Source organism: Dokdonia sp. Asnod3-C12 (assembly GCF_045063975.1).
Lineage (GTDB): Bacteria > Bacteroidota > Bacteroidia > Flavobacteriales > Flavobacteriaceae > Dokdonia.
On record NZ_JBEFNY010000003.1, the window covers coordinates 2,941,845 to 2,963,692 of the forward strand.

Annotated in this window: 17 protein-coding genes; 14 read left to right on the forward strand and 3 right to left on the reverse strand. The window is 37.1% G+C overall.

Going from position 1 to position 21,848, the window contains the following annotated elements:
- The first annotated feature begins 71 nt into the window (after nucleotides 1-71).
- From guaB to ACJJVW_RS13365, 11 genes are all read left to right on the forward strand, one after another.
- Complete coding sequence (guaB, locus tag ACJJVW_RS13315; protein WP_405252460.1) at nucleotides 72-1,544, forward strand: IMP dehydrogenase; 1,473 nt, start codon at nucleotides 72-74, stop codon at nucleotides 1,542-1,544.
- A 156-nt stretch (nucleotides 1,545-1,700) separates the two neighbouring features.
- Complete coding sequence (locus ACJJVW_RS13320) at nucleotides 1,701-3,335, forward strand: CTP synthase (RefSeq protein ID WP_339845008.1); 1,635 nt, start codon at nucleotides 1,701-1,703, stop codon at nucleotides 3,333-3,335.
- Between the two features lie 82 nt (nucleotides 3,336-3,417).
- Nucleotides 3,418-5,304, forward strand: coding sequence for a membrane protein insertase YidC (gene yidC, locus ACJJVW_RS13325; RefSeq protein ID WP_405252463.1), 1,887 nt, complete (start codon nucleotides 3,418-3,420; stop codon nucleotides 5,302-5,304).
- 187 nt (nucleotides 5,305-5,491) lie between these two features.
- Nucleotides 5,492-6,001, forward strand: coding sequence for an RNA polymerase sigma factor (locus tag ACJJVW_RS13330; RefSeq protein ID WP_035337394.1), 510 nt, complete (start codon nucleotides 5,492-5,494; stop codon nucleotides 5,999-6,001).
- Nucleotides 5,988-6,431: a hypothetical protein gene (locus tag ACJJVW_RS13335; RefSeq protein WP_405252465.1), complete on the forward strand. Its 444-nt coding sequence runs from the start codon at nucleotides 5,988-5,990 to the stop codon at nucleotides 6,429-6,431. The genes ACJJVW_RS13330 and ACJJVW_RS13335 overlap by 14 nt, the downstream gene beginning before the upstream one ends.
- Nucleotides 6,432-6,451: 20 nt before the next feature.
- Nucleotides 6,452-6,988, forward strand: a complete 537-nt coding sequence (locus ACJJVW_RS13340) for a DUF4252 domain-containing protein (RefSeq protein ID WP_339845000.1) — start codon at nucleotides 6,452-6,454, stop codon at nucleotides 6,986-6,988.
- A gap of 1 nt (nucleotide 6,989) precedes the next feature.
- Entirely contained in the window at nucleotides 6,990-7,538 is a 549-nt protein-coding gene (locus ACJJVW_RS13345) for a DUF4252 domain-containing protein (RefSeq protein WP_339844997.1), read from the forward strand.
- A 315-nt stretch (nucleotides 7,539-7,853) separates the two neighbouring features.
- Nucleotides 7,854-10,250 carry a zinc-dependent metalloprotease gene (locus ACJJVW_RS13350; protein ID WP_405252468.1) on the forward strand — a complete coding sequence of 799 codons (2,397 nt, stop codon included), beginning with the start codon at nucleotides 7,854-7,856 and terminating at the stop codon, nucleotides 10,248-10,250.
- A gap of 84 nt (nucleotides 10,251-10,334) precedes the next feature.
- Nucleotides 10,335-11,363 (forward strand): threonine aldolase family protein, encoded by a 1,029-nt coding sequence (locus ACJJVW_RS13355; protein WP_405252470.1) that lies wholly within the window; start codon nucleotides 10,335-10,337, stop codon nucleotides 11,361-11,363.
- A 192-nt stretch (nucleotides 11,364-11,555) separates the two neighbouring features.
- Nucleotides 11,556-12,662: an OmpA family protein gene (locus ACJJVW_RS13360; RefSeq protein WP_298324322.1), complete on the forward strand. Its 1,107-nt coding sequence runs from the start codon at nucleotides 11,556-11,558 to the stop codon at nucleotides 12,660-12,662.
- A gap of 110 nt (nucleotides 12,663-12,772) precedes the next feature.
- Nucleotides 12,773-14,548: a T9SS type A sorting domain-containing protein gene (locus ACJJVW_RS13365; RefSeq protein WP_405252473.1), complete on the forward strand. Its 1,776-nt coding sequence runs from the start codon at nucleotides 12,773-12,775 to the stop codon at nucleotides 14,546-14,548.
- 1 nt (nucleotide 14,549) lies between these two features.
- On the opposite strand, the gene ACJJVW_RS13370 is transcribed toward ACJJVW_RS13365, so the two are convergent.
- Nucleotides 14,550-14,873 carry a YbaB/EbfC family nucleoid-associated protein gene (locus tag ACJJVW_RS13370; RefSeq protein WP_108878597.1) on the reverse strand — a complete coding sequence of 108 codons (324 nt, stop codon included), beginning with the start codon at nucleotides 14,871-14,873 and terminating at the stop codon, nucleotides 14,550-14,552.
- A 121-nt stretch (nucleotides 14,874-14,994) separates the two neighbouring features.
- Between ACJJVW_RS13370 and ACJJVW_RS13375 the strand changes: the two genes are divergently transcribed.
- The 3 genes from ACJJVW_RS13375 to ACJJVW_RS13385 all read left to right on the forward strand — a co-directional run bounded on the left by ACJJVW_RS13375 (nucleotide 14,995) and on the right by ACJJVW_RS13385 (nucleotide 19,627).
- Nucleotides 14,995-17,055: a S9 family peptidase gene (locus tag ACJJVW_RS13375; RefSeq protein WP_405252476.1), complete on the forward strand. Its 2,061-nt coding sequence runs from the start codon at nucleotides 14,995-14,997 to the stop codon at nucleotides 17,053-17,055.
- Nucleotides 17,056-17,188: 133 nt separating this feature from the next.
- On the forward strand, nucleotides 17,189-18,229 hold the full coding sequence (locus ACJJVW_RS13380) for a PLP-dependent cysteine synthase family protein (RefSeq protein WP_405252479.1): 1,041 nt from the start codon (nucleotides 17,189-17,191) through the stop codon (nucleotides 18,227-18,229).
- 138 nt (nucleotides 18,230-18,367) lie between these two features.
- The gene (locus ACJJVW_RS13385) at nucleotides 18,368-19,627 is read left to right on the forward strand and encodes an aminotransferase class I/II-fold pyridoxal phosphate-dependent enzyme (RefSeq protein WP_013752424.1); all 1,260 of its coding nucleotides are present in this window, start codon (nucleotides 18,368-18,370) and stop codon (nucleotides 19,625-19,627) included.
- 76 nt (nucleotides 19,628-19,703) lie between these two features.
- Here the strand turns inward: ACJJVW_RS13385 and ACJJVW_RS13390 are convergent, their stop codons facing one another.
- Nucleotides 19,704-20,591 (reverse strand): mechanosensitive ion channel family protein, encoded by an 888-nt coding sequence (locus tag ACJJVW_RS13390; RefSeq protein ID WP_405252481.1) that lies wholly within the window; start codon nucleotides 20,589-20,591, stop codon nucleotides 19,704-19,706.
- A 161-nt stretch (nucleotides 20,592-20,752) separates the two neighbouring features.
- Nucleotides 20,753-21,808 (reverse strand): endonuclease/exonuclease/phosphatase family protein, encoded by a 1,056-nt coding sequence (locus ACJJVW_RS13395; protein WP_405252484.1) that lies wholly within the window; start codon nucleotides 21,806-21,808, stop codon nucleotides 20,753-20,755.
- Nucleotides 21,809-21,848: the final 40 nt, after the last annotated feature.

A 21,848-nucleotide genomic window follows, 5' to 3' on the forward strand; every position in this document is an offset into this window, starting at 1 on the left:
GTGGATTTATAGTTTATTCGCTTTCGCGAAAGCGTAATAATCCACTCTCACTTCTTAAAACAATAATTGCGATGACTGCACACGAGAATAAAATCTTAGGAGAAGGACTTACGTACGATGACGTACTATTAGTACCAGCATTTTCTGAAGTACTTCCAAGAGAGGTTAGTATACAATCAAAATTTACCCGAAACATCACACTTAATGTGCCTATTGTCTCTGCGGCAATGGACACAGTGACAGAAAGCCGTATGGCAATTGCTATAGCGCAAGAGGGTGGAATAGGCGTGTTGCATAAAAATATGACTATCGAGGAGCAAGCTATTAAAGTGCGCAAAGTAAAGCGTGCCGAAAGTGGAATGATTATCGATCCAGTTACATTACCTCTTGAATCAAATGTAGGCGATGCAAAAGCAGCCATGAAGGAGCATAGCATCGGAGGTATTCCTATTGTTGACGATGCCGGGAAATTGATAGGTATCGTGACCAACAGAGATTTACGTTTTGAGAAAAACAATGATCGTCCGGTAAGCGAAGTAATGACTTCAGAAAACCTTGTTACAGCTGCCGAAGGAACGTCACTACAACAAGCGGAGGAAATTCTTCAAAATCATAAAATTGAAAAGCTACCTGTAGTAACAGATAGCAATACACTTATAGGTCTCATCACTTTTAGAGACATCACAAAACTTACCTTAAAGCCTAATGCTAATAAAGATGTCTATGGTAGACTGCGTGTTGCAGCTGCGATAGGTGTAACTGGAGATGCTGTTGAGCGTGCAGGTGCATTAGTAAAAGCGGGAGTAGATGCTATTGTTATAGATACTGCTCACGGTCATACTAAAGGCGTGGTGGAAGTGCTTAAGGCAGTCAAAAAAGAATATCCTACACTAGATTGTGTAGTAGGGAACATTGCTACTGGAGCTGCTGCAAAGTACTTAGTAGAAGCTGGAGCAGATGCAGTTAAAGTTGGTATTGGTCCAGGATCTATATGTACTACGCGTGTAGTGGCAGGTGTTGGTTTTCCACAATTTAGCGCAGTACTTGAATGTGCAGCCGCTATCAAAGGATCTGGAGTACCAGTGATTGCAGATGGTGGAATACGTTACACAGGTGATATCCCTAAAGCAATTGCTGCAGGTGCAGATTGTGTGATGCTAGGATCATTACTTGCAGGAACTAAAGAATCTCCAGGAGAGACTATCATCTATGAAGGGCGTAAGTTTAAATCATACCGTGGTATGGGTTCTGTAGAAGCAATGAAACAAGGATCTAAAGATCGTTACTTCCAGGATGTAGAAGACGATATTAAAAAACTAGTCCCAGAAGGGATTGTAGGTCGCGTACCATATAAAGGCGAACTTAATGAGAGTATCCACCAGTTTGTAGGTGGTCTTAGAGCTGGAATGGGGTATTGTGGAGCTGGAAGTGTAGATGCACTAAAGGAAAATGGACAATTTGTAAAAATCACGGCTAGTGGTATTAATGAAAGCCATCCACATGATGTAACAATCACAAAAGAAGCACCTAATTACTCTAGATAAATAGGCCGCTTTCTACAAAGCAAAACTTAAATTACAAAAGGCAATCCAGCTTAGGATTGCCTTTTGTTTTGATTAAATAAACGGGTCAAGTGTCTTAAAGTCTCCTTAAAATCTTGTACTTTTACACCCCGTAAACGAACTACAGAAAAACCTTCAATGGCATCTACAAAATACATCTTCGTAACGGGCGGAGTTTCTTCTTCTCTAGGTAAAGGTATCATCGCTGCATCGCTAGCTAAATTACTTCAAGCCAGAGGCTACAGAGTTACTATCCAAAAATTAGATCCTTATATAAATATTGATCCAGGTACTTTAAATCCTTATGAGCACGGTGAGTGTTATGTAACAGATGACGGTGCAGAGACAGATCTTGACCTAGGTCACTATGAACGTTTTCTTAACGTTCCTACATCACAAGCAAATAATGTCACTACAGGCCGTATCTACCAAAGCGTTATCGATAAAGAACGTCGAGGAGAATTCCTTGGTAAAACGGTTCAAGTAATTCCTCACATTACAAATGAAATCAAGGAGCGTATCCAGATTTTAGGTAAAAGTGGAGATTATGATATTGTTATTACAGAAATAGGTGGAACCGTAGGTGATATTGAATCACTTCCATATATAGAAAGTATAAGACAACTTAAGTGGGAGCTAGGAAAGCAAAATTCACTAGTTATTCACTTAACACTTATTCCTTTCCTTGCGGCAGCAGGAGAGCTTAAGACTAAACCTACGCAACATAGTGTAAAAACACTTATGGAAAGTGGTATCATGGCAGACATCTTAGTATGTCGTACAGAGCATGAACTAGGGTATGAGCTTAAAGCAAAACTTGCTCGTTTCTGTAATGTAGAGCAAGAAGCAGTGATAGAGTCTAGAGATGCAAGTACTATTTATGATGTACCTAATCTTATGCTAGAAGAAGGACTTGATGTTATCTCACTTAAGAAACTAGACCTTCCTGATACAACACAACCAGAGCTTACTGGATGGAATGAATTTCTTGCAAAACATAAGAACCCAAAATCTACAGTTACTATTGGATTGATAGGGAAGTATGTGGAGTTACAAGATTCTTATAAATCTATACTTGAATCGTTCATTCATGCAGGTGCAGAAAATGAGGTGAAAGTAAAGATAGAAAGTATACATAGTGAGCATATTACTCCAGACGTCATCAAAAATAAAATAGCAAAACTTGATGGTGTTCTTGTGGCACCAGGTTTTGGAGAACGTGGCATTGAGGGTAAAATCAAAGCGGTACAGTATGCTAGAGAACATAAAATTCCATTTTTAGGAATCTGTCTTGGTATGCAAATGGCAGTGATAGAATATGGTAGAAATGTTTGTGGTCTTGAAAAAGCAAACTCTACAGAGATGGATGCAAATACTCCGCATCCAGTTATTGGTTTAATGGACGAGCAAAAAAACATCACAGAGATGGGAGGTACCATGCGTTTGGGAGCTTGGGCTTGTAAACTTGAGCCTAACAGTATCGTGAGTGATGTTTACGGTGAAGAAGTTATTATGGAGCGCCACCGTCATAGATATGAATTTAACGATGTATACCGCGAGCAGCTTGAAAAAGCTGGCATGAAAATCACGGGGACAAATCCAGACACTGGACTTGTAGAAATTATAGAATTAGAAGATCACCCATGGTTTGTGGGAGTGCAATATCACCCAGAATATAAGAGTACTGTATCAAATCCACATCCGTTATTTGTGGCATTTGTAAGAGCAGCTGTAAGTTATGCTCAAGATAGTACGCGTGCCACTATGTCATAAATTATAATAATGGAGGCAGAATTGCTTTGAGAAAATCACGCTTTCGCGAAAGCGTAATAAAAACACTACCTAAATACAATTGATGAAAAAGAACTTCGACACAAATTCTCTTATCGGAATGCTCCTTATGGGAGGGATTCTAGTATGGATTATCTATTTTAATAAGCCTACTCCTGAAGAAATAGAAGCACAAAAAGCAGCACAAACAGAACAACTTCAAGAAACCGAAGAAGATGTTGCTTCACTACCAGTAATGGATGCTACGCCTGCAATTGCGACAGACTCTTTAAGTAATGTAGCATTACAAAATAGATTAGGAAGATTTGCTTACTCTGGTTCGCTACCATCTGCAAAGGAAGGAGCAACCACTACAATTGCAAATGATGTATTGGAGCTTAAAGTAAGTAATAAAGGAGGTTATATCACAGAAGTAAAGCTGCTTAAACACAGTACTTTTGACTCAATTCCGGTATACCTTATTAAGGATGGTAATAGCCAATTTAATGTAAGCTTTAGTACGGCAGATAATCGTAATCTTAATACAAAGGATTTATTTTTTGAGCCTACTTTATCAAAAAATGGTGGGAATGATGTCCTGTCTATGAAACTTAAGGTGTCTCCAAGTGAATACTTAGAGTATCGTTATGAGCTTAAAGAAGGAGATTATATGATGGATTTTGGAATGAAGTCTCAAGGACTTTCTTCTCGTTTAAATACGTCTAACCCTATGCGCATGCAGTGGGATTTTAAAGGAATGCGTCACGCACGTAGCCAGTCTTACGAAAACAGATACACACGTCTTACATACAAATATGAAGAAGATAAGACAGATAAGTTATCTCCAGCAGGAGATGACGATGAGATAGAAGAAGATCTTGTATGGATGAATTATCGCCAGCACTTCTTTAGCTCAATGCTTATTTCTGAGACTCCATTTAAAGAAGCAAGATTATCATCTACCGATTTATATAAGGAGGCAGATGACAGAGATGAGGCAACTATTTTTACAAAAGAATACAAGTCTGATGTATTGCTAGAAGCAAAAAATGGAGAGATAGACTACGCCATGCAGATGTACTATGGTCCTACAGATTATACTATTCTAAAGTCTTATGATCAAGGCCTAGATGAAGCAATGCCATTAGGATGGGGAATCTTTGGGTTCTTGAACAAATACTTAGTAATTCCGTTTTTTGCATTTTTAACTGGATTCTTACCAGCGGGAATTGCAATTATCGTAATGACTATTTCAATCAAGTTATTGTTGTCTCCAGTACAGTACAAGCAATATACTTCTCAGGCTAAGATGAAAATCTTAAAACCAGAGATTGCAGCAATTTCAGAGAAGCATAAGGACAATGCAATGAAGAAGCAGCAGGAAACAATGGCGCTTTATAGCAAAGCAGGGGCAAGTCCTGCCGCAGGTTGTTTACCGGCTTTATTACAGATTCCTGTGTTTTATGCGCTATTTACGTTCTTCCCATCTGCTTTTGATTTAAGAGGAAAGAGCTTCTTATGGGCAGATGATTTATCTAGCTATGATGAGATTGCAAAGCTTCCGTTTGAAATTCCTTTTTATGGAGATCACGTGAGTTTATTCCCAATACTTGCAGCAGTTACTATTTTCTTCTCAATGAGATTAACTACAGGTAACCAGCAAATGCAACAGCCTACGCAAGAAGGAATGCCAGATATGAGTAAAATGATGAAGTACATGATGTATTTCTCTCCACTACTTATGCTTGTTTTCTTTAACCAGTATGCAAGTGGATTGAGTTTGTATTACTTCATATCAAACCTTCTTACGATTGGTATTATTTTGGTAATCAAAAACTTCATCATCGATGAAGAGAAGATAAAAGCAAAAATCGAAGTGAAGAAAGCTAAGCCTAAAAAGCAAGGTAAATTTGCTAAGAAAATGCAACAGATGATGGAGCAGGCAGAGCAACAACAAAAAGGAAAGAAATAATACACTTTAGTATTACTACTTCATAATTACTTAGAAATCCCGTCTTTATTGAGACGGGATTTCTTGTTTTTATAGATTAGTTGTTTGTGTTTGTATCACGTTTTCGCGAAAGCATAAAGAAAATTCTTATTCTCATTGTAACAAAAGGAATGCTGCTTCGTCTTCCTTATAACTAACCAATTAATCGATGGACCAACATACGTTCATAAAACTTGTAACTCCTTTTAAGGATAAAGTGTACCGCGTTGCAAAGCGGTTACTCGTATCTGACGATGAAGCTCAAGATGCTACGCAGGAAGTACTACTGCGTTTATGGACAAAGAGGTCCGACATAAAAAAATATCGAAGTGTTGAAGCATTTGCGATGACGATGACAAAAAATTATTGCTATGATAAGCTTAAGGCAAAAGGAAGCAATAATCTTAAAATCGTTCATAACAATTATGAAGATCACTCAGGAAATACAAGTAAGCATATAGAGGTTGCAGATGAGGTAGCTTGGGTTTTTAAACTCATGGAAGATTTACCAGAGCAGCAAAGACTTATTGTACAAATGAGAGATGTAGAGCAAATGGATAACGCAGAGATTGCTGTGATACTCGAGATGAATGAAACTGCTGTAAGAGTAGCTTTATCTAGAGCTCGCAAAAAACTAAGAGAAGAATTGATTAAAAAACGAAACTATGGAATCTCATAATATAGAGAAGCTACTAGATGGTTACTTTGAAGGAGCAACTACGCTTAAGGAAGAGCAGGAGTTAAGAGCTTATTTTACAAGTGATCATGTGGCGCCACACTTGGAAGAATATACTAGCATGTTTACAGCATTTAGTGTTGCTTCTAAGGAAACATATGATGCACCAATAGTGCTACCTCAAAAACAACGGTCAACATCTCTTTACAGATTTGCAGCCAGTGCTGCTGCAGCAGTGATTGTGGGGTTAGTATTATGGACGCAAAGTACTCAAGTAGATGCTAGTATTTCTACTAACTATGAGAATGAAGAACTAGCCATCTTAAAAACAAAACAAGCACTTGGGATGATGTCCCAAATGATTAATCAAAGTACGACACAGCTGGAGGTGGTACAAGAATTTGATAAGGCATCCAGCACTTTATTTAAATAAAAATTCAAATTAAAAATATTATGAAAAAGTCAATAATGTTAGTGGCATTTGCCCTCGTAACCTTAGTAAGTTACGCACAGAGTCCTTTTGATAAATACGAGGATGTAAAAGGAGTTACTTCTATAGTAATGAATCAAAAGATGTTCAAGCTGCTTAGTAAAGTAGATCTCAACTCATCTGACCCAGAAATGCAAAAGTATATCAACCTTGTAGATAATCTTGAGAATGTAAAGATGTACACAAGTGCAAATACAGGAGTAATGGATCAGATGAGCGGTACGATGAAGAGCTACATTACAAGTAGCAATCTTCAAGAATTAATGAGAGTAAAAGACGATGGTAAAAATGTAAAATTTTACTACAAAGAAGGAAGTAGTGAAGATTATGTAAAAGAATTTGTGATGTTCTTAAGCGGAGATATGGAAGGTGAGAAACGTGCTGTATTCTTTCAAGTAACAGGAAACATTGATCTCAAGCAAATCTCAAAACTTGCACAAGATTTAGACTTTAAAGGTAGTGATGCTCTTAAAGAAGTAGGTAACGCAAAAAAATCGTAAGATGAACACATTTATAAAAGTAACCATCACTGCAGTGCTAGCTGTTGTTACACTAGCCAGTTGTAGTAATAAGCAGTCTTTGCAAGAATATTATGTAGATAATCAAGAGAATGGTGATTTCATTCTTGTAGATGTACCTACAAGCCTACTTGGTAAGAATGTAGAAGCATTAACAGAAGAGCAACAAAAGGTTTTTAAGACCGTGCGTAAGATCAATCTTATGGCATATCAAACAAAATCTGGAGACACTGCAGCCATGCAGATAGAGCGTGATAAAGTAAAAGATATCCTTACCTCAGATGATTATGAAGAGCTTATGAAAGCTTCTGGAGATATGGGCCAAATGCGCCTTTATTTCAAGGGAGAAGAAGAGGCTATCGATGAAGTAATTTTCTTTGGTGCAGATGAGAATAAAGGTTTCGTTCTAGCTCGTCTATTAGGTAATGATATGAATATAGGAGATATGATGCGTATGGCAGAATCGCTTAACAAGAGCGATATAGACGTATCTCAATTTGGCAGTATTATGGAAGTTTTTGAAAATCAGTAATGATCAAAAAATGTTGAACGCATGAGTCCTATTTGGCGATAGGCTTTCCATATATAAAGAGCATCCCTTGGGGTGCTCTTTTTTTGTTTGGAGCATATTGGTCGCTATGTAACCGCACACTATGTTTCCCGCTTTCTGTTGCAATTCCTCGCGCCGGCTGCGCCAGGCAGCTGTGGGATTTTCACGGCAATCGGGACTAGCTTGGAGGGTGTTGTGTGTCTCTACCATATTCAGCCAGATGATATTAGCTATTTTGATATTTGGATTTAATTTTTTGAGCTAAACACGTATCTTAGACAACCTTAACAGCAATCCATGAAAAAATATCTAATTCTCACCGTTACCTTGCTTGTCGCAAGCTCTGCTTTCGCACAATTTTTAGAAACAAAAAAAGACCTCGTTACAGAAAAGGGTTTCTTTACCCTTCATTATGATGAAAGCGAGGATAAGGTATATGTCGAAGTAGATAAGCTGGATGAGGAGTTTTTATATGTTCACTCTCTTCGCACAGGTTTAGGAAGTAATGATATTGGGATAGATAGAGGACAACTAGGAGGAACTGCGGTTGTAAAGTTTCAAAAGGCAGGTAATAAATTATTATTAGTCCAGCCTAATTTAAAATACCGAGCAAATACCTATAACGCCTTAGAGCGTAAATCTATAGAAGAAGCATTTGCAAAGTCGGTGCTATTTGGGTTTCCTATTAAGGAAACAAAAGGAGGGAAGTACCTCATTGATTTCACACCATTTTTACTAGAAGACACTCATGGAGTGGCTGCTAGATTAAAGCGAAGTAAAGAAGGAGCCTATAAATTAGATAAGACTAGAAGCGCTATGTATATGGAGCGCACAAAAGTATTTCCAGAAAATACAGAGTTTGAAGCGCTACTTACGTTTAAGGGAACTCCTACTGGCAGAAACATAAGAAGTGTAGCTCCAGATGCGAGTGCACTTACTGTGGTGCAACATTACTCATTTGTAAAATTACCAGATGATAATTATACACCTAGACGTTTTGATCCAAGAGCTGGAAATATCTCAACTACATATCTAGATTATGCAACACCTATACAAGAGCCTATTGTAAAGCGTTATGCAAACCGTCACCGTTTAGAAAAGAAAAACCCAACGGCAGCAGTAAGTGAGGCGGTAGAGCCTATCATATATTATCTAGACCCAGGTACTCCAGAACCTGTTCGTTCTGCATTATTAGAAGGAGCCAGCTGGTGGAATCAAGCCTATGAAGCTGCTGGTTTTAAAGATGCTTTTCAAGTAAAAATGTTACCCGAAAATGCAGATCCTATGGACGTGCGATATAACGTGATACAATGGGTACATCGCAGTACAAGAGGGTGGAGTTATGGAGCAAGCGTTACAGATCCACGTACGGGTGAGATTATCAAAGGTCATGTAAGTTTAGGGAGTCTGCGTATTCGTCAGGATTTCCTTATTGCTCAAGCCCTCATGAATAAACCTTTTGCCGAAAGAGATGATAATTATAAGCCTATGCTAGAAATGGCGCTAGCTAGAATACGCCAGCTAAGTGCTCACGAAGTAGGGCATACCATAGGTTTTGCTCATAACTTTGCTGCTAGCACAGAAAATAGAGCAAGTGTGATGGATTATCCTCATCCTACGCTTACATGGGCTGGTGATGAAGTAGACTTTTCTAATGCCTATGCCACTGGAATAGGAGCTTGGGATAAAGTAACAGTTAACTACAGCTACGGAGTGGCTCCTCAAGGAACATCAGAAGAGGTCTTTCTTGATAATATACTTACTACCGCAGAAAAGGCCGGACTGAGATACATTACAGATAGTGATGCGCGAGCTCAAGGTGGAGCACATTATAAGGCACACCTATGGGATAACGGTACAGATGCGGCAGAAGAGTTAGAAAAAATGCTCGTTCTTAGAAAAGGTGCGATTTCAAACTTTTCTATAGATAATATCCGTACAAACGAGCCATACTCAATGCTTGAAGATGTTTTTGTCCCTTTATATTTCTATCACAGATATCAAACCGAAGGGGCAGTAAAGATGATAGGAGGTCTTGATTATAATTATGCTGTAAAAGGAGATAGTAATCTCAAAGTAACGGAAACACTTGCTCCCAAAGAGCAGCAAAGAGCTTTAAAAAGTGTTTTAAAAACACTTACCGCTAGCGAACTAGCAATTCCCAAAGATAAATTGGCTTTATTTCCACCTAGAGCGCAGGGGTATTCTCGCTCTAGAGAAAGCTTTAAAAGTAATGATGGAGTAGCATTTGATGCACTAGGCGCAGCAGCAACAGCTAGTGACATGACATTGAGCTTGCTATTACATTCAGAACGTGCAAACAGGCTAGTACAACAGAAGGCTTTAGATAATAAGCAAATGGGGTTAGATGGTATGCTAGATACTTTGGTTGAGACTACACTTTTTTCAAAAGAATCAGATAGTTACCGCAAGGAGGTACAGCAAACTATAAATTACAATGTATTGAAGCACCTAATGAACCTTGCAAATCATACAAAGGCAATACCTCAAACTAAGGCTTTTGCAAAAGCACAGTTAAAAGAGGTGATGGCAAATCTTGGTTCTAAAACTTCTGATGCTAATGCAGCATTTATGGTCGATGAGATTAAAGACTTTTTGAAATCACCAGAGAAGTTTAAAGTTCTTCCATCACCTAAGATTCCTGATGGATCGCCGATAGGATGTTTTGAGTAACATTTTCGCGAAAGCTTATACATTTTTAAACCAATCATAGTGGAGATAAACCAATGGTCTCCATAATTAATACTTATATTTTTGATGAAAATAGATTTACGTTCTGATACAATTACAAAGCCTACGCCTGAAATGCTTGATTATATGATGCGTGCAGAAGTAGGTGATGATGTTTATAAGGAGGATCCTACTGTAAATGAGCTTGAACAGCGCATTGCAGAGATGTTTGGGATGGATAGTGCACTTTATTTTCCTACAGGAAGTATGACAAATCAAGCTGCCATAAAAATTCACACCCAACCTGGTGAACAACTCATCGCAGATAAGTATGCACACGTTTATAATTATGAGGGTGGAGGTGTATCTTTTAATAGTGGAGTGTCATGTAAACTTATAGATGGTAATCGTGGTTTAATAACTGCAGCGCAGGTAGAAGAATCAATAAATCCACCAGATTTTTATCATAGTCCGCTCACAACCTTGGTATGTCTAGAAAACACTACAAATAAAGGAGGAGGCGCTTGTTATGATCTAGATGAGATTGTGAAAATAAAAGAGGTTTGTGATACACATGGATTAGGGTTACACCTAGATGGTGCACGTTTATGGAATGCACTTGTAGCAACTGGTCAAACAGCTAGCTCTTATGGTGAATTGTTTGATACCATCTCTGTATGTTTATCAAAGGGACTGGGAGCTCCTATGGGTTCTGTTTTAGTAGGTAAGCAGCAGTTTATGAACAAGGCAATGCGCGTGCGTAAAGTGCTAGGGGGAGGAATGAGGCAAGTGGGCTTTATGGCAGCTGCTGGATTATATGGACTAGATCATAATATTGAAAGGATGAGTGATGATCACGCTAAGGCAAAAGAAATTGCAGGGTTACTTGAATCGCTTTCATATGTTAAATCTGTAGAGAAAACAGAGACCAATATTTTAATTTTCAATCTAAAAGAAACGACCGATGAAGCTGCTTTTGTTAGTTATCTTTTTGATAATGATGTAATTATAAGTGACATGGGGCAGGGTAAGTTGAGGATTGTAACTCATTATGACTACAGTAATGCGTCTCACAAGCTTGTTTTAGACGTTTTGAAGAAATTTGAGAGTGTCTAGTTTTTGAGGATTTATGCATTAATATCATAACAATTGCTAAGTTTCATTTTATTCATGTATTTCATCGATAAAAGATGTGATTTCGTCAGAAATAAAAATTCTTAAAAAAAAGTTAACGCATTTGTTAAGGAAAGCTCTTATTTTTGTACTTTGAAATTGAAATTCACAACAATTACTTTTAAAATCAACATTATGAAGAAAATTTTATTTTTATGTGCCTTTGTAGGTTTTGCATTTGCAAATGTGCAAGCACAAGATTTACCAACAAACCCTGAGCCAGGAAAGTGTTACGTACGTTGTACTACTCCTGATATCTATGAGACTCAAAGTGTTCAAATCCAAAAGACTCCTGCTTACAAGGTTCTTAAGGTAGTGCCTGCTCAATACGATACAGTAACTGAGCGTGTTATGGTAAAAGAAGCTTCTAAGCGTCTTCGAGTAATTCCAGCTACTTACAAAACTGAAACAGTAACTTATGTAAAAAGTACTTCAGGTTCTTCTTTAAGAATTGTTCCTGCATCTTTTTCTAACGATACTGAAACTATTGAAGTAAAATCTGCATATGCGCAGTGGGAATTAGGTGCTCCAGCTCCTGATTGTGCTTCTTCTAACCCTGACGATTGTCGTTACTGGTGTTACAAAGGATACCCGGCAGAATATACTACGGTATCTAAGCGTACTTTAGCTTCTGACGCTGCTGTTCAATCTACTCCAGGAGGTTCTGCAAACGGAACTTACACTGTAAGAGTAATTGATCAACCAGCACGTGTTGTTGACGAAGAAATCCCAGCTGAATTTGCAACTATTACTAAAACTGTAATGGTTAAAGATGCAACTACAACTGAAGATGTTGTTGCTGCTACTTTCTCTACTGTTTCTAAAGAAGTTCTTAAGCAAAAAGGTGGTCTTACTACTTGGAGAGAAGTTGAGTGTGCTCTTGTTGAGTACCAAGCACTTCCTATCAACTGGAATACTAACTCTGCTACATTAACTCCTGCTGCTAAAAGCATCATTGACACACGTCTTATGCCATTATTAGCTCAAAACCCAGGTGTAAAATTAGAGATTGCTTCACATACTGATTCTAGAGGAGCTTCTGCTTCTAACCAAGATCTTTCTGAGCGTCGTGCACAATCTGTTGCAAACTACCTTATTTCTAAAGGAGTAAACAACAGCTTACTTGTTGCAAACGGTTTCGGAGAAAACAAACTTAAGAATCGTTGTGCAGATGGTGTTTCTTGTACTGAGCGTCAGCATGCTGACAACCGTCGTACTGAATTCCGTCTTATCAATAACTAAGACTCTATAAAACATTAGCTAACCAGCCCAATGTTAAAGCGCTTTCGAAAGAAGGCGCTTTTTTTTGTTTATCATTTTTCTTTTGTGGCATTTCTATTAAGTTTACAGTTATGAATGATTACTACCTCAATTCTTTATTAATAGCGCTATTGTTTGTAATGCCGTTTAGTGCTCAGGCACAATTTTTTCAATCAACACAACAGAATGTATTTATACCGTTACAAAATTCTCAATCATCCGTAGGAGACTACGATAGGGACGGGGATATGGATATTGTAGTTATGGGAATTGATAACTCAGCTGGAAGTCAATATCGAATTATATTATATAATAATAATGGTCAAGGGATTTTTCAAGAATTTGAAATTATATTTACTGAGCAGTTTACTAATGGAGATATAGCATTTGTTAATATAGATAGAGATGATGATCTTGATATATTTATAACAGGTTTATCAAATAATGGAGAAGCTAAGACATTATTTTTCGTTAATGACGGAGCTACTTTTATCCAAGATGATTATTTATTTAATAATACAATAACTAACGGACAATTTGCTTGGGGTGATCTCAATAATGATAAATATGCAGATCTATTATTATTTGGAGAGGTAGATGCAGTAATTGAAGAAGCTTATTTATTCAAGGGTTCACGAGATGGCACCTTTGAGAGTATTACACATGATTTTTTACCATCATTTCAGGGAGTTACAGCTTTTGCTGATTTTGACCGTGATGGAGACCTTGATGTTGCTACGTCTGGAGCGTCAGTTGATGCAGCAAACTATCCATTATATGTCTACGAAAATTTAGGTGATTTTAACTTTCAAATCGCAGCGCAACTTGAAGGCTTCTCTAACGGCTCAATGAAATTAAGGGATATTAACGAAGATAGTTTTGTAGATATCATTAAGACAGGGTCCCTGAATACTAATAGTGAGTCAAGTTCTAAGGTCTATTTAAATAATGCCAATTTTGATTTTATATTAGCAGAGAATATTAATCTTACGGGAGTAGGAGATGAGTCCAACTTATTAGTAGCAGATTTCACAGGAAATGGTAGTTTAGATTTGTTAAATATAGGTAGAGTTCCTCCATTTACACAGGTTTTATTTTATAATGAATTATTAGAAAATGACGGCGACTTTACATTTGTTGAAAACACAAATACGGGATTACCATTAACATCTTATAATGATATGGAAGTTGCAGATTTTGACTTAGATGGTGATTTAGATCTATTTGTAGTTAATTCTCAAGAAAGTGATATTTACTTTAATACACAGGCAACTCCGAACGAGATGCCTAGTTCGCCACCGGTTTTAGAAAGTGCTGTAGCTGGAAGTACAGTGTTATTATCATGGGAAGCTGGAACAGATACGAAAACAGCCGTTGATAATTTAAGCTATAATCTTTATATAGGCACTGAGCCCAATACAAGTAATATACTAAGTCCTAATGCGAATATTGAAACGGGTTTAAGATATACCGTAGAATTAGGGAATAATCAGTATAACACAAGTTATAATCTAGTTGATTTTGAGATAGGAACATATTATTGGGCTGTGCAGACTATTGATAATCAATACATCGGTTCGCCATTTTCACAAGAACAATCTTTTGAGATTAAAACTCTAGGTTTAAATGACGATACAACATCGCTAGTTATGGTCGCAAATGATTCTGGTAATAGTCAATGGAAAGTAAACGCTTCATCACATATTGAGATAATCTCGCTGTATACTTTGAGTGGACAATCCATAAATCAATACAGACCTAACGCCATTGATTTTACAATAGACTATTCAGAATTATCTAGTGGTATTTACATCTTAAGCTTGAAAACCGAAAACGGTTTCCAAGCTTTTAAGGTAATAAAGAATTAATTTACTTAAACATATCCATACCAGGTATGTTAGGCATACCTTCTTTGGCAACTGCTGCCATTTCTGTATCGTGGATGTTTTGTGCTTTCTCTAGCGCCTTATTAAGCGTTAAGATTAAATAATCTTCTAGTTGCTCTTTATCTTCAAGTAGGCTATCATCAAGGGAAATTTCCTTTAAGCGCCCGCTTGCAGTTACTGTAAGTTTTAATAAATTATCAGATGACGACTCATCTACAAGTACTGTTTTAAGACGTTCTTTTGTTTCTTCTGCTTTTACTTTTGCTTCCTGGAGTTTACCCATTAAGCCCATCATATCTCCAAACATAGTTTTGTGTTTTGTATTAAGAAGACAAAGTTATTAAATGATTATGAAGCTATTTACAAGAACGGAAAATAGTTAAGCCTGTGCGTTGTATTTTTGTGAGCATTTTATAAAATAAATTACTTTGACAAAGCACATATTACCTCCAGTAGCCAAAAAGATTTCAGTACAATTAGAGAAGCATGGAGATATCCGTACTGATGACTATTTCTGGATGAAAGAGCGCGATGCTCCTGAGGTTCTTGATTATTTAAATCAAGAGAATGAATATTATCATAAACTTACAGCGCATACAAAGGATTTTCAGAAATCACTTTTCGAAGAAATGAAAGCGCGTATTAAGGAAGATGATTCCTCAGTACCTTATAAGCATAATGGTTTCTGGTACTATCGTCGTTTTGAGACTGGAAAAGACTATCCGCTGTATTGTAGAAAAGAAGCTACCTTAGATAGTGAAGAAATTATAGTCTTTGACAATAATAAAATGGCAGAGGGGCATTCTTATTTTAGTCAAGCTAGTTATGCCGTATCTGAGGATAATATGATTGCTGCTTTTGGAATTGATACCGTAAGTAGGAGGCAATATACAATAAGGTTTAAAAATCTTAAGACTGGAGAAATTTACCCAGCTGAAATCAAAAACACTACTGGTGGTGCCGTTTGGTCTAACGATAATAAAACAGTTTATTACTCGCGAAAAGACGAAGAAACCCTACGATCTAATCAAATATTTAAGCACACCCTAGGAACAGATCCAAGTCAAGACGAACTTGTTTATCAAGAAAATGATGAGACATTCTATACCTATGTTTTTAAGTCAAAGTCTAAGGACTACATCATGATAGGTTCTGACAGCACGATAACGAGCGAATTTCGTTTTGCATCTGCAGCAGAAGGTACTACAGATTTTAAGGTTTTTCAAGAACGTACAAGAGGGCTGGAGTATGCAGTGTCTCATTATGACGATTCTTTTTATATACAGACTAATAAAGATAAGGCGACCAACTTTAAACTTATGAAAACGCCAGTATCTGCTACTGGAATGGAAAATTGGGTTGACATAATCCCTCATCGAGATGATACCTTGCTAGAAGATGTAGAGATTTTTAAGGATTTTCTTGTGGTAAGTGAGCGTAGCAATGGGTTAAATAAAATACACATCAAGCGATGGGATAATTCAGAAAGCTATTATTTGCCGTTTGATAATGAAACATACGACGCTTATCCTACCACAAATATCGATTTTGATACTCAGATTTTACGATATGCCTATAATGCGCTTAATACACCTGCGTCTGTTATAGATTTTGATATGGTCACTCAAGAAAAAGTGGTCCTTAAAGAGCAAGAGGTATTAGGCGGAACCTTTGATAAAGATAATTATAACATGGAGCGCATCTGGGCAACTGCTCAAGATGGAGTTAAGGTTCCAGTATCTATAATCTACCACAAAGACACACAACTAGGTGGTACAGCTCCTTTGTTACAGTATGCCTATGGAAGTTACGGTAGTACTACAGATCCTTCTTTCTCAACAATAAGATTATCTCTTTTAGATCGTGGTTTTATTTATGCCATCGCACACGTAAGAGGAGGTGAGTATTTAGGAAGAAAGTGGTATGAGGATGGAAAGTTGCTCAAGAAAAGAAATACGTTCACAGATTTTATTGATGTTTCAAAACATTTGATAAGTAACTCTTACACTTCGGCTAGTCATTTATATGCTTACGGAGGTTCGGCAGGAGGATTATTGATGGGTGCAATTGTAAACATGGCGCCAGAGCTTTACAATGGTATTATTGCGGCCGTACCTTTTGTAGATGTAGTGACAACCATGCTTGACGATACCATTCCACTTACCACAGGTGAGTATGATGAGTGGGGCAATCCTAATGAAAAGGAGTCCTATGAGTATATGAAGAGCTACAGTCCTTATGATAACGCTTTCGCGAAAGCGTACCCAAATATATTTGTTACTACAGGATACCATGATAGTCAAGTGCAATATTGGGAACCTGCAAAGTGGGTAGCAAGACTAAGAGAAATGAATCAAGCTGATACAAAAATCATGTTTCATTGTAATATGGATGCAGGACATGGTGGTGCTTCTGGACGTTTTGAAGCATTAAAAGAAATCGCCGAAGATTATGCGTTCTTACTTGATTTAGAGTCTATTACTCAGTAAACGGGTAAAGCGCTGTTTATAACTGTATGAGATTGAACTAGGGTAGAGGAAACACGTTCCATATTTTTGTGTTACTTTTGCTCTGTTTTGCACGTATCTTTTTTAGGATTGTGCAGCGCTTTAACCAAGATATATGAATAAGGATTTAAACGTGTATGATAACGTGTTACAACTAGTAGGTAATACACCACTCATCAAGTTAAATAAAATTACAGAAGGTTTTCAAGGTCAGTTTTACGCAAAGGTAGAGGCTTTTAACCCGGGACACTCATCAAAAGATCGTATTGCTCTTCACATTATAGAAGAGGCAGAACGTACAGGAGTTCTTAAACCTGGTGATACTATTATTGAAACTACATCTGGAAACACTGGATTTAGTATCGCAATGGTAAGTATTATTAAAGGGTATGAATGTATTCTTGCAGTAAGCTCAAAATCATCACCAGACAAGATTGATGCTTTAAAAGCGATGGGAGCAAAGGTGTATGTATGTCCTGCAAATGTAAAGGCAGACGATCCTAGATCTTATTATAGTGTTGCAAAGCGTTTACATGAGGAAACTAAAGGCTCTGTATATATTAATCAGTATTTTAATGAGTTAAATATAGATGCTCATTTTAATACCACAGGACCAGAAATCTGGAATCAAACTGAGGGTAACATTACTCACTTAATTGCTTGTAGTGGAACTGGAGGTACTATATCTGGTACTGCGCGTTTTTTAAAGCAACAAAATCCCGAAATAAAAATTATAGGTATAGATGCTTATGGATCTGTGATTCAAAAGTACCATCAAACCCGTGAGTTTGATGCAGCAGAAATCTATCCATATCGTATAGAAGGACTAGGGAAAAACTTAATACCCTCTGCAACAGATTTTGATGCAATAGATAAGTTTGAAAAAGTAAGTGATCAAGAGAGTGCTCACAGTGCGAGAGAGATTGCTACTACAGAAGGTCTTTTTGTAGGATATACAAGTGGTGCTGCTATTCAAGGAGTAAAACAACTTGCTGCGCAGGGAGAGTTTGATGAGAATAGCAAGGTGGTGGTAATTTTTCCAGATCACGGAAGTCGCTATATGAGTAAAGTGTTTTCTGATAAGTGGATGAATGATCAAGGTTTTTTTGATAGTCAAAACGAAGAGACTGTAGCAACTATAGAATACATCAAATAAACGTCTAAAATATTACGTATATTTAAGCTCCTACCTATGTAGGAGCTTTTTGATTTTTGGCATCATATTACAATTGTTTTTGTATTTGTTCAAAATATCAAAAATGTGTACTTTTGCACCTGTTTTCAAAACAAGTATATGAGAGATTTATTTGATAAAATTTACAAGGATAAGGGGCCATTAGGTAAATGGGCTTCAGTGGCAGAGGGATACTTTGTTTTTCCTAAACTAGAAGGACCTATTTCTAACCGAATGAAGTTCCAAGGAAAGGAAGTAATTACATGGAGTGTAAATGATTATTTAGGTCTTGCAAATCGTCCAGAAATACGTGAGGTAGATGCGCAAGCAGCAGCAGATTATGGTGCGGCTTACCCTATGGGTGCTCGTATGATGTCTGGTCATACTTCATTGCATGAACAATTACAAAATGAGTGTGCGGAGTTTGTACAAAAAGAAGCTGCCTATCTTTTAAACTTTGGATACCAAGGTATCATGTCTACTATTGATGCACTAGTAGGTAAAGATGATATTATCGTATATGACGTAGATACTCACGCTTGTATTATAGATGGTGTTCGTTTGCATATGGGTAAACGTTTTACCTACAAGCATAACGATATGGCAAGTATCGAAAAGAATCTTGAACGTGCTACTAAAATGGCTGAGCAAACAGGAGGAGGAATCCTCGTGATTTCTGAAGGTGTTTTTGGAATGCGCGGAGAACAAGGGAAGCTTAAAGAAATAGTAGCTCTTAAGAAAAAATTTAATTTCCGTTTACTTGTTGACGATGCACATGGTTTTGGAACTTTAGGAGCAACGGGAGCAGGAGCAGGAGAAGAACAAGGAGTACAAGATGATATTGATGTGTATTTTGCAACATTTGCAAAGTCTATGGCATCTACAGGAGCTTTTATTGCTGGAGATCAAGAAATCATTGATTACTTAAAATATAACCTAAGATCACAAATGTTTGCAAAGTCTTTGCAAATGCAACTTGTGGTAGGAGCACTTAAACGTCTTGATATGTTACGCACAATGCCAGAACTTCGTGAGAAGTTATGGGAGAATGTAAATGCACTTCAAGGTGGTCTTAAAGATAGAGGTTTTGATATAGGGACTACACAGTCATGTGTAACTCCTGTATATCTCAAAGGAAGCGTACCAGAAGCAATGGCGCTTGTAAAAGATCTACGTGAGAACCACGGAGTATTTTGTTCTATCGTAGTGTATCCAGTGATTCCTAAAGGACTTATTTTGCTTAGAATGATACCTACAGCGTCACATACACTTACAGATGTAGAAGAGACTCTAAATGCCTTTGAAGCAATTCGTGAGCGATTAGATAATGGAACTTATAAAAGACTTTCTGCTAAAGTAGCAGAAGCTTTTGGAGCATAAAACTCCACTATATACTTAAAAAAATAAGCCGTTACTTTTAAAAAGTAACGGCTTATTTTTTTACACTATTTAAAATCTATTCTTGACTATCACTAGATGAGACCATTTGCAATTGATTATCAAATTGTAATGTTCTAATAGGGAATGGAATATTAACATCATTGGCATCAAAAGCTTTCTTTATAGCTAGCATTCCTTGGTGCTTGGCAGTTAGTTTTTGCTTGCCATTTACACAATCTACCCAGTATCTACATATAAAGTCGATTGAGCTTCCTCCAAAGGCAGTGTAGAAAAATTCTACCTCCTCCTTGTTACCTTCTTGAGGAAATTTACTTGAGATGGTATCCTTAGTTAGTTTTTCTACCATTTCCAAGTCAGACTCATAACCTACACCACATTCTATAATGATGCGCATACGATCTGTAACCGAATAATTTTTCATCGGGTTATCAGTAATGGTTTTATTTGGTATTACAACAATATTATTATCTGGCTCTCTTATACTAAAGTTGTTAAGCTTAATATCCTCTATAAAACCTACATATCCACTAGTTTCTATCCAGTCTCCTATATTAACTCTTTTTCTAAAAGATAATATGATACCTGCAATTCCATTTGCTAGGGCACCCTGTAAGGCCAGACCTATAACAAGACCAGAAACTCCTGCTCCAGCAATTAAGGTATTTAATGTTTTGTCTAAATTTAATACACCTAAGGCGAGAAATATACCTACAAGTACTACAAATACAGCTAGTGCTCTACCTATGAGTTTTGTGATAGATTGTTGTGGTACGTATCGCTTTACAATCTTTTGAGAGTATTTATTTACAAATCTCGATACGAAGTAAGCAATTAGTAAAACTAGAAGAGCGACTCCTAAGTTTGGTAAGTTTCTTATAAAAGCTTCAACCCATCCCCAGAGTTTTTCTGAGAGATTATTTAATGATTCAGTAATCTTATCCATGTCTTTTTTTTAGTTGGATTTCAATTTACTTCTGCTTGTTGGCGCTCACAAGGGCTTTAACCATCATTAACGCCTGTAGTAAGGTATTTTGAGTAAATATTAAGAAGTAATGTGGGAATGTTACGCTTTCGCGAAAGCGTGAAAAAATAATAATCCTCCGCTTAATGATTTTGTGAAGCTCTAGCCGAAAGAATCCCATCGCCTATTATCTCCTGAATATTTTCCTTGTCCTCTGTAGTGATTTTAGGATTTGCAACATCAATATTTACCATAGGAAATGCTATGTTATAGTACATAGCAAAATGATCTGAACCAAAATATGCCAGTCTTTTCATGTTTGTTACATGAAGATCTTTTGAATAAAATAAATGGTCAAGAGGGAATCTGAGTAACCAGTAATTTGCATGAAAGGACGGATAGAGACCACGACCTACGCGCGGATCTAGATATCCTGTGATTTTGCTAAAAAGTCTAGAAGTCTTAGACCATACCACATCATTGAGATCGCCGCAAACTACGGTTGCATCCTTAGACTCTCTGCATTGCTTACCTACGAGCATCAACTCGGCATCACGTTCTTTTGAAGTTTCGTTTTCTGATGGACTAGGAGGAGCAGGGTGTATTGCTATAAGATTAAAAGGCTGGTCTGCATAGGTTATCTCACAATGTATGGATGGAATGTCCTTTTCTACAAGATATTTAATATCTGAAGATTGAAACGGAATTTTTGAATACACATGCATTCCATAAAAATTATCCAGTGTAGCTTTTACGGTGTGAGTATACTCTGGAAAAGCTTGAGATATTTCTTTATCCCACTTTTGATCAGACTCCATGGTGATAAATATATGAGGATTGCTCTCCTTTATGATAGTTATAAATTTATCGTAGTTTGTATTAGTCTGCAATACATTTGCGGTAACGAGTGTGAGCTGTTCTTTGTGAAACTCTGCCTTAGGCTTGCGTCTGTGATAAAAAGGTGTGTAAGGTCTAATGAGCCATAATTGAAATAAAAGTACCGCTATCATCACAGCGATAAATACTATGTGTGTCACAGTGAAGACCTCCCAAGATATAAATGCAACTCCCAATAAAAGTAGCTGAATAACTACTGTTTGAATTCTCACAAAATCAAAAAAGCGTATGCTCCAGTGTGTCGCCGGAAGCAAGGGGAGTAGTGGCCCTATGATAAATATTGAGAATAGTATTAGTAACATTATAGTAAATGTAAAAAAGCATCGCGATAGGAGCGATGCT

Excerpts from the sequence above, each read along its gene's own strand:
- ACJJVW_RS13340 (WP_339845000.1), top strand. The coding sequence starts at position 6,452 with ATGAAAAAGTCAATAATGTTAGTGGCATTTGCCCTCGTAACCTTAGTA.
- ACJJVW_RS13330 (WP_035337394.1), top strand. The coding sequence starts at position 5,492 with ATGGACCAACATACGTTCATAAAACTTGTAACTCCTTTTAAGGATAAA.
- ACJJVW_RS13370 (WP_108878597.1), bottom strand. The coding sequence starts at position 14,873 with ATGTTTGGAGATATGATGGGCTTAATGGGTAAACTCCAGGAAGCAAAA.
- ACJJVW_RS13385 (WP_013752424.1), top strand. The coding sequence starts at position 18,368 with ATGAGAGATTTATTTGATAAAATTTACAAGGATAAGGGGCCATTAGGT.
- ACJJVW_RS13335 (WP_405252465.1), top strand. The coding sequence starts at position 5,988 with ATGGAATCTCATAATATAGAGAAGCTACTAGATGGTTACTTTGAAGGA.
- ACJJVW_RS13350 (WP_405252468.1), top strand. The coding sequence starts at position 7,854 with ATGAAAAAATATCTAATTCTCACCGTTACCTTGCTTGTCGCAAGCTCT.
- ACJJVW_RS13390 (WP_405252481.1), bottom strand. The coding sequence starts at position 20,591 with ATGGATAAGATTACTGAATCATTAAATAATCTCTCAGAAAAACTCTGG.
- yidC (WP_405252463.1), top strand. The coding sequence starts at position 3,418 with ATGAAAAAGAACTTCGACACAAATTCTCTTATCGGAATGCTCCTTATG.
- ACJJVW_RS13365 (WP_405252473.1), top strand. The coding sequence starts at position 12,773 with ATGAATGATTACTACCTCAATTCTTTATTAATAGCGCTATTGTTTGTA.
- ACJJVW_RS13360 (WP_298324322.1), top strand. The coding sequence starts at position 11,556 with ATGAAGAAAATTTTATTTTTATGTGCCTTTGTAGGTTTTGCATTTGCA.
- ACJJVW_RS13320 (WP_339845008.1), top strand. The coding sequence starts at position 1,701 with ATGGCATCTACAAAATACATCTTCGTAACGGGCGGAGTTTCTTCTTCT.
- ACJJVW_RS13395 (WP_405252484.1), bottom strand. The coding sequence starts at position 21,808 with ATGTTACTAATACTATTCTCAATATTTATCATAGGGCCACTACTCCCC.
- guaB (WP_405252460.1), top strand. The coding sequence starts at position 72 with ATGACTGCACACGAGAATAAAATCTTAGGAGAAGGACTTACGTACGAT.
- ACJJVW_RS13380 (WP_405252479.1), top strand. The coding sequence starts at position 17,189 with ATGAATAAGGATTTAAACGTGTATGATAACGTGTTACAACTAGTAGGT.
- ACJJVW_RS13345 (WP_339844997.1), top strand. The coding sequence starts at position 6,990 with ATGAACACATTTATAAAAGTAACCATCACTGCAGTGCTAGCTGTTGTT.
- ACJJVW_RS13355 (WP_405252470.1), top strand. The coding sequence starts at position 10,335 with ATGAAAATAGATTTACGTTCTGATACAATTACAAAGCCTACGCCTGAA.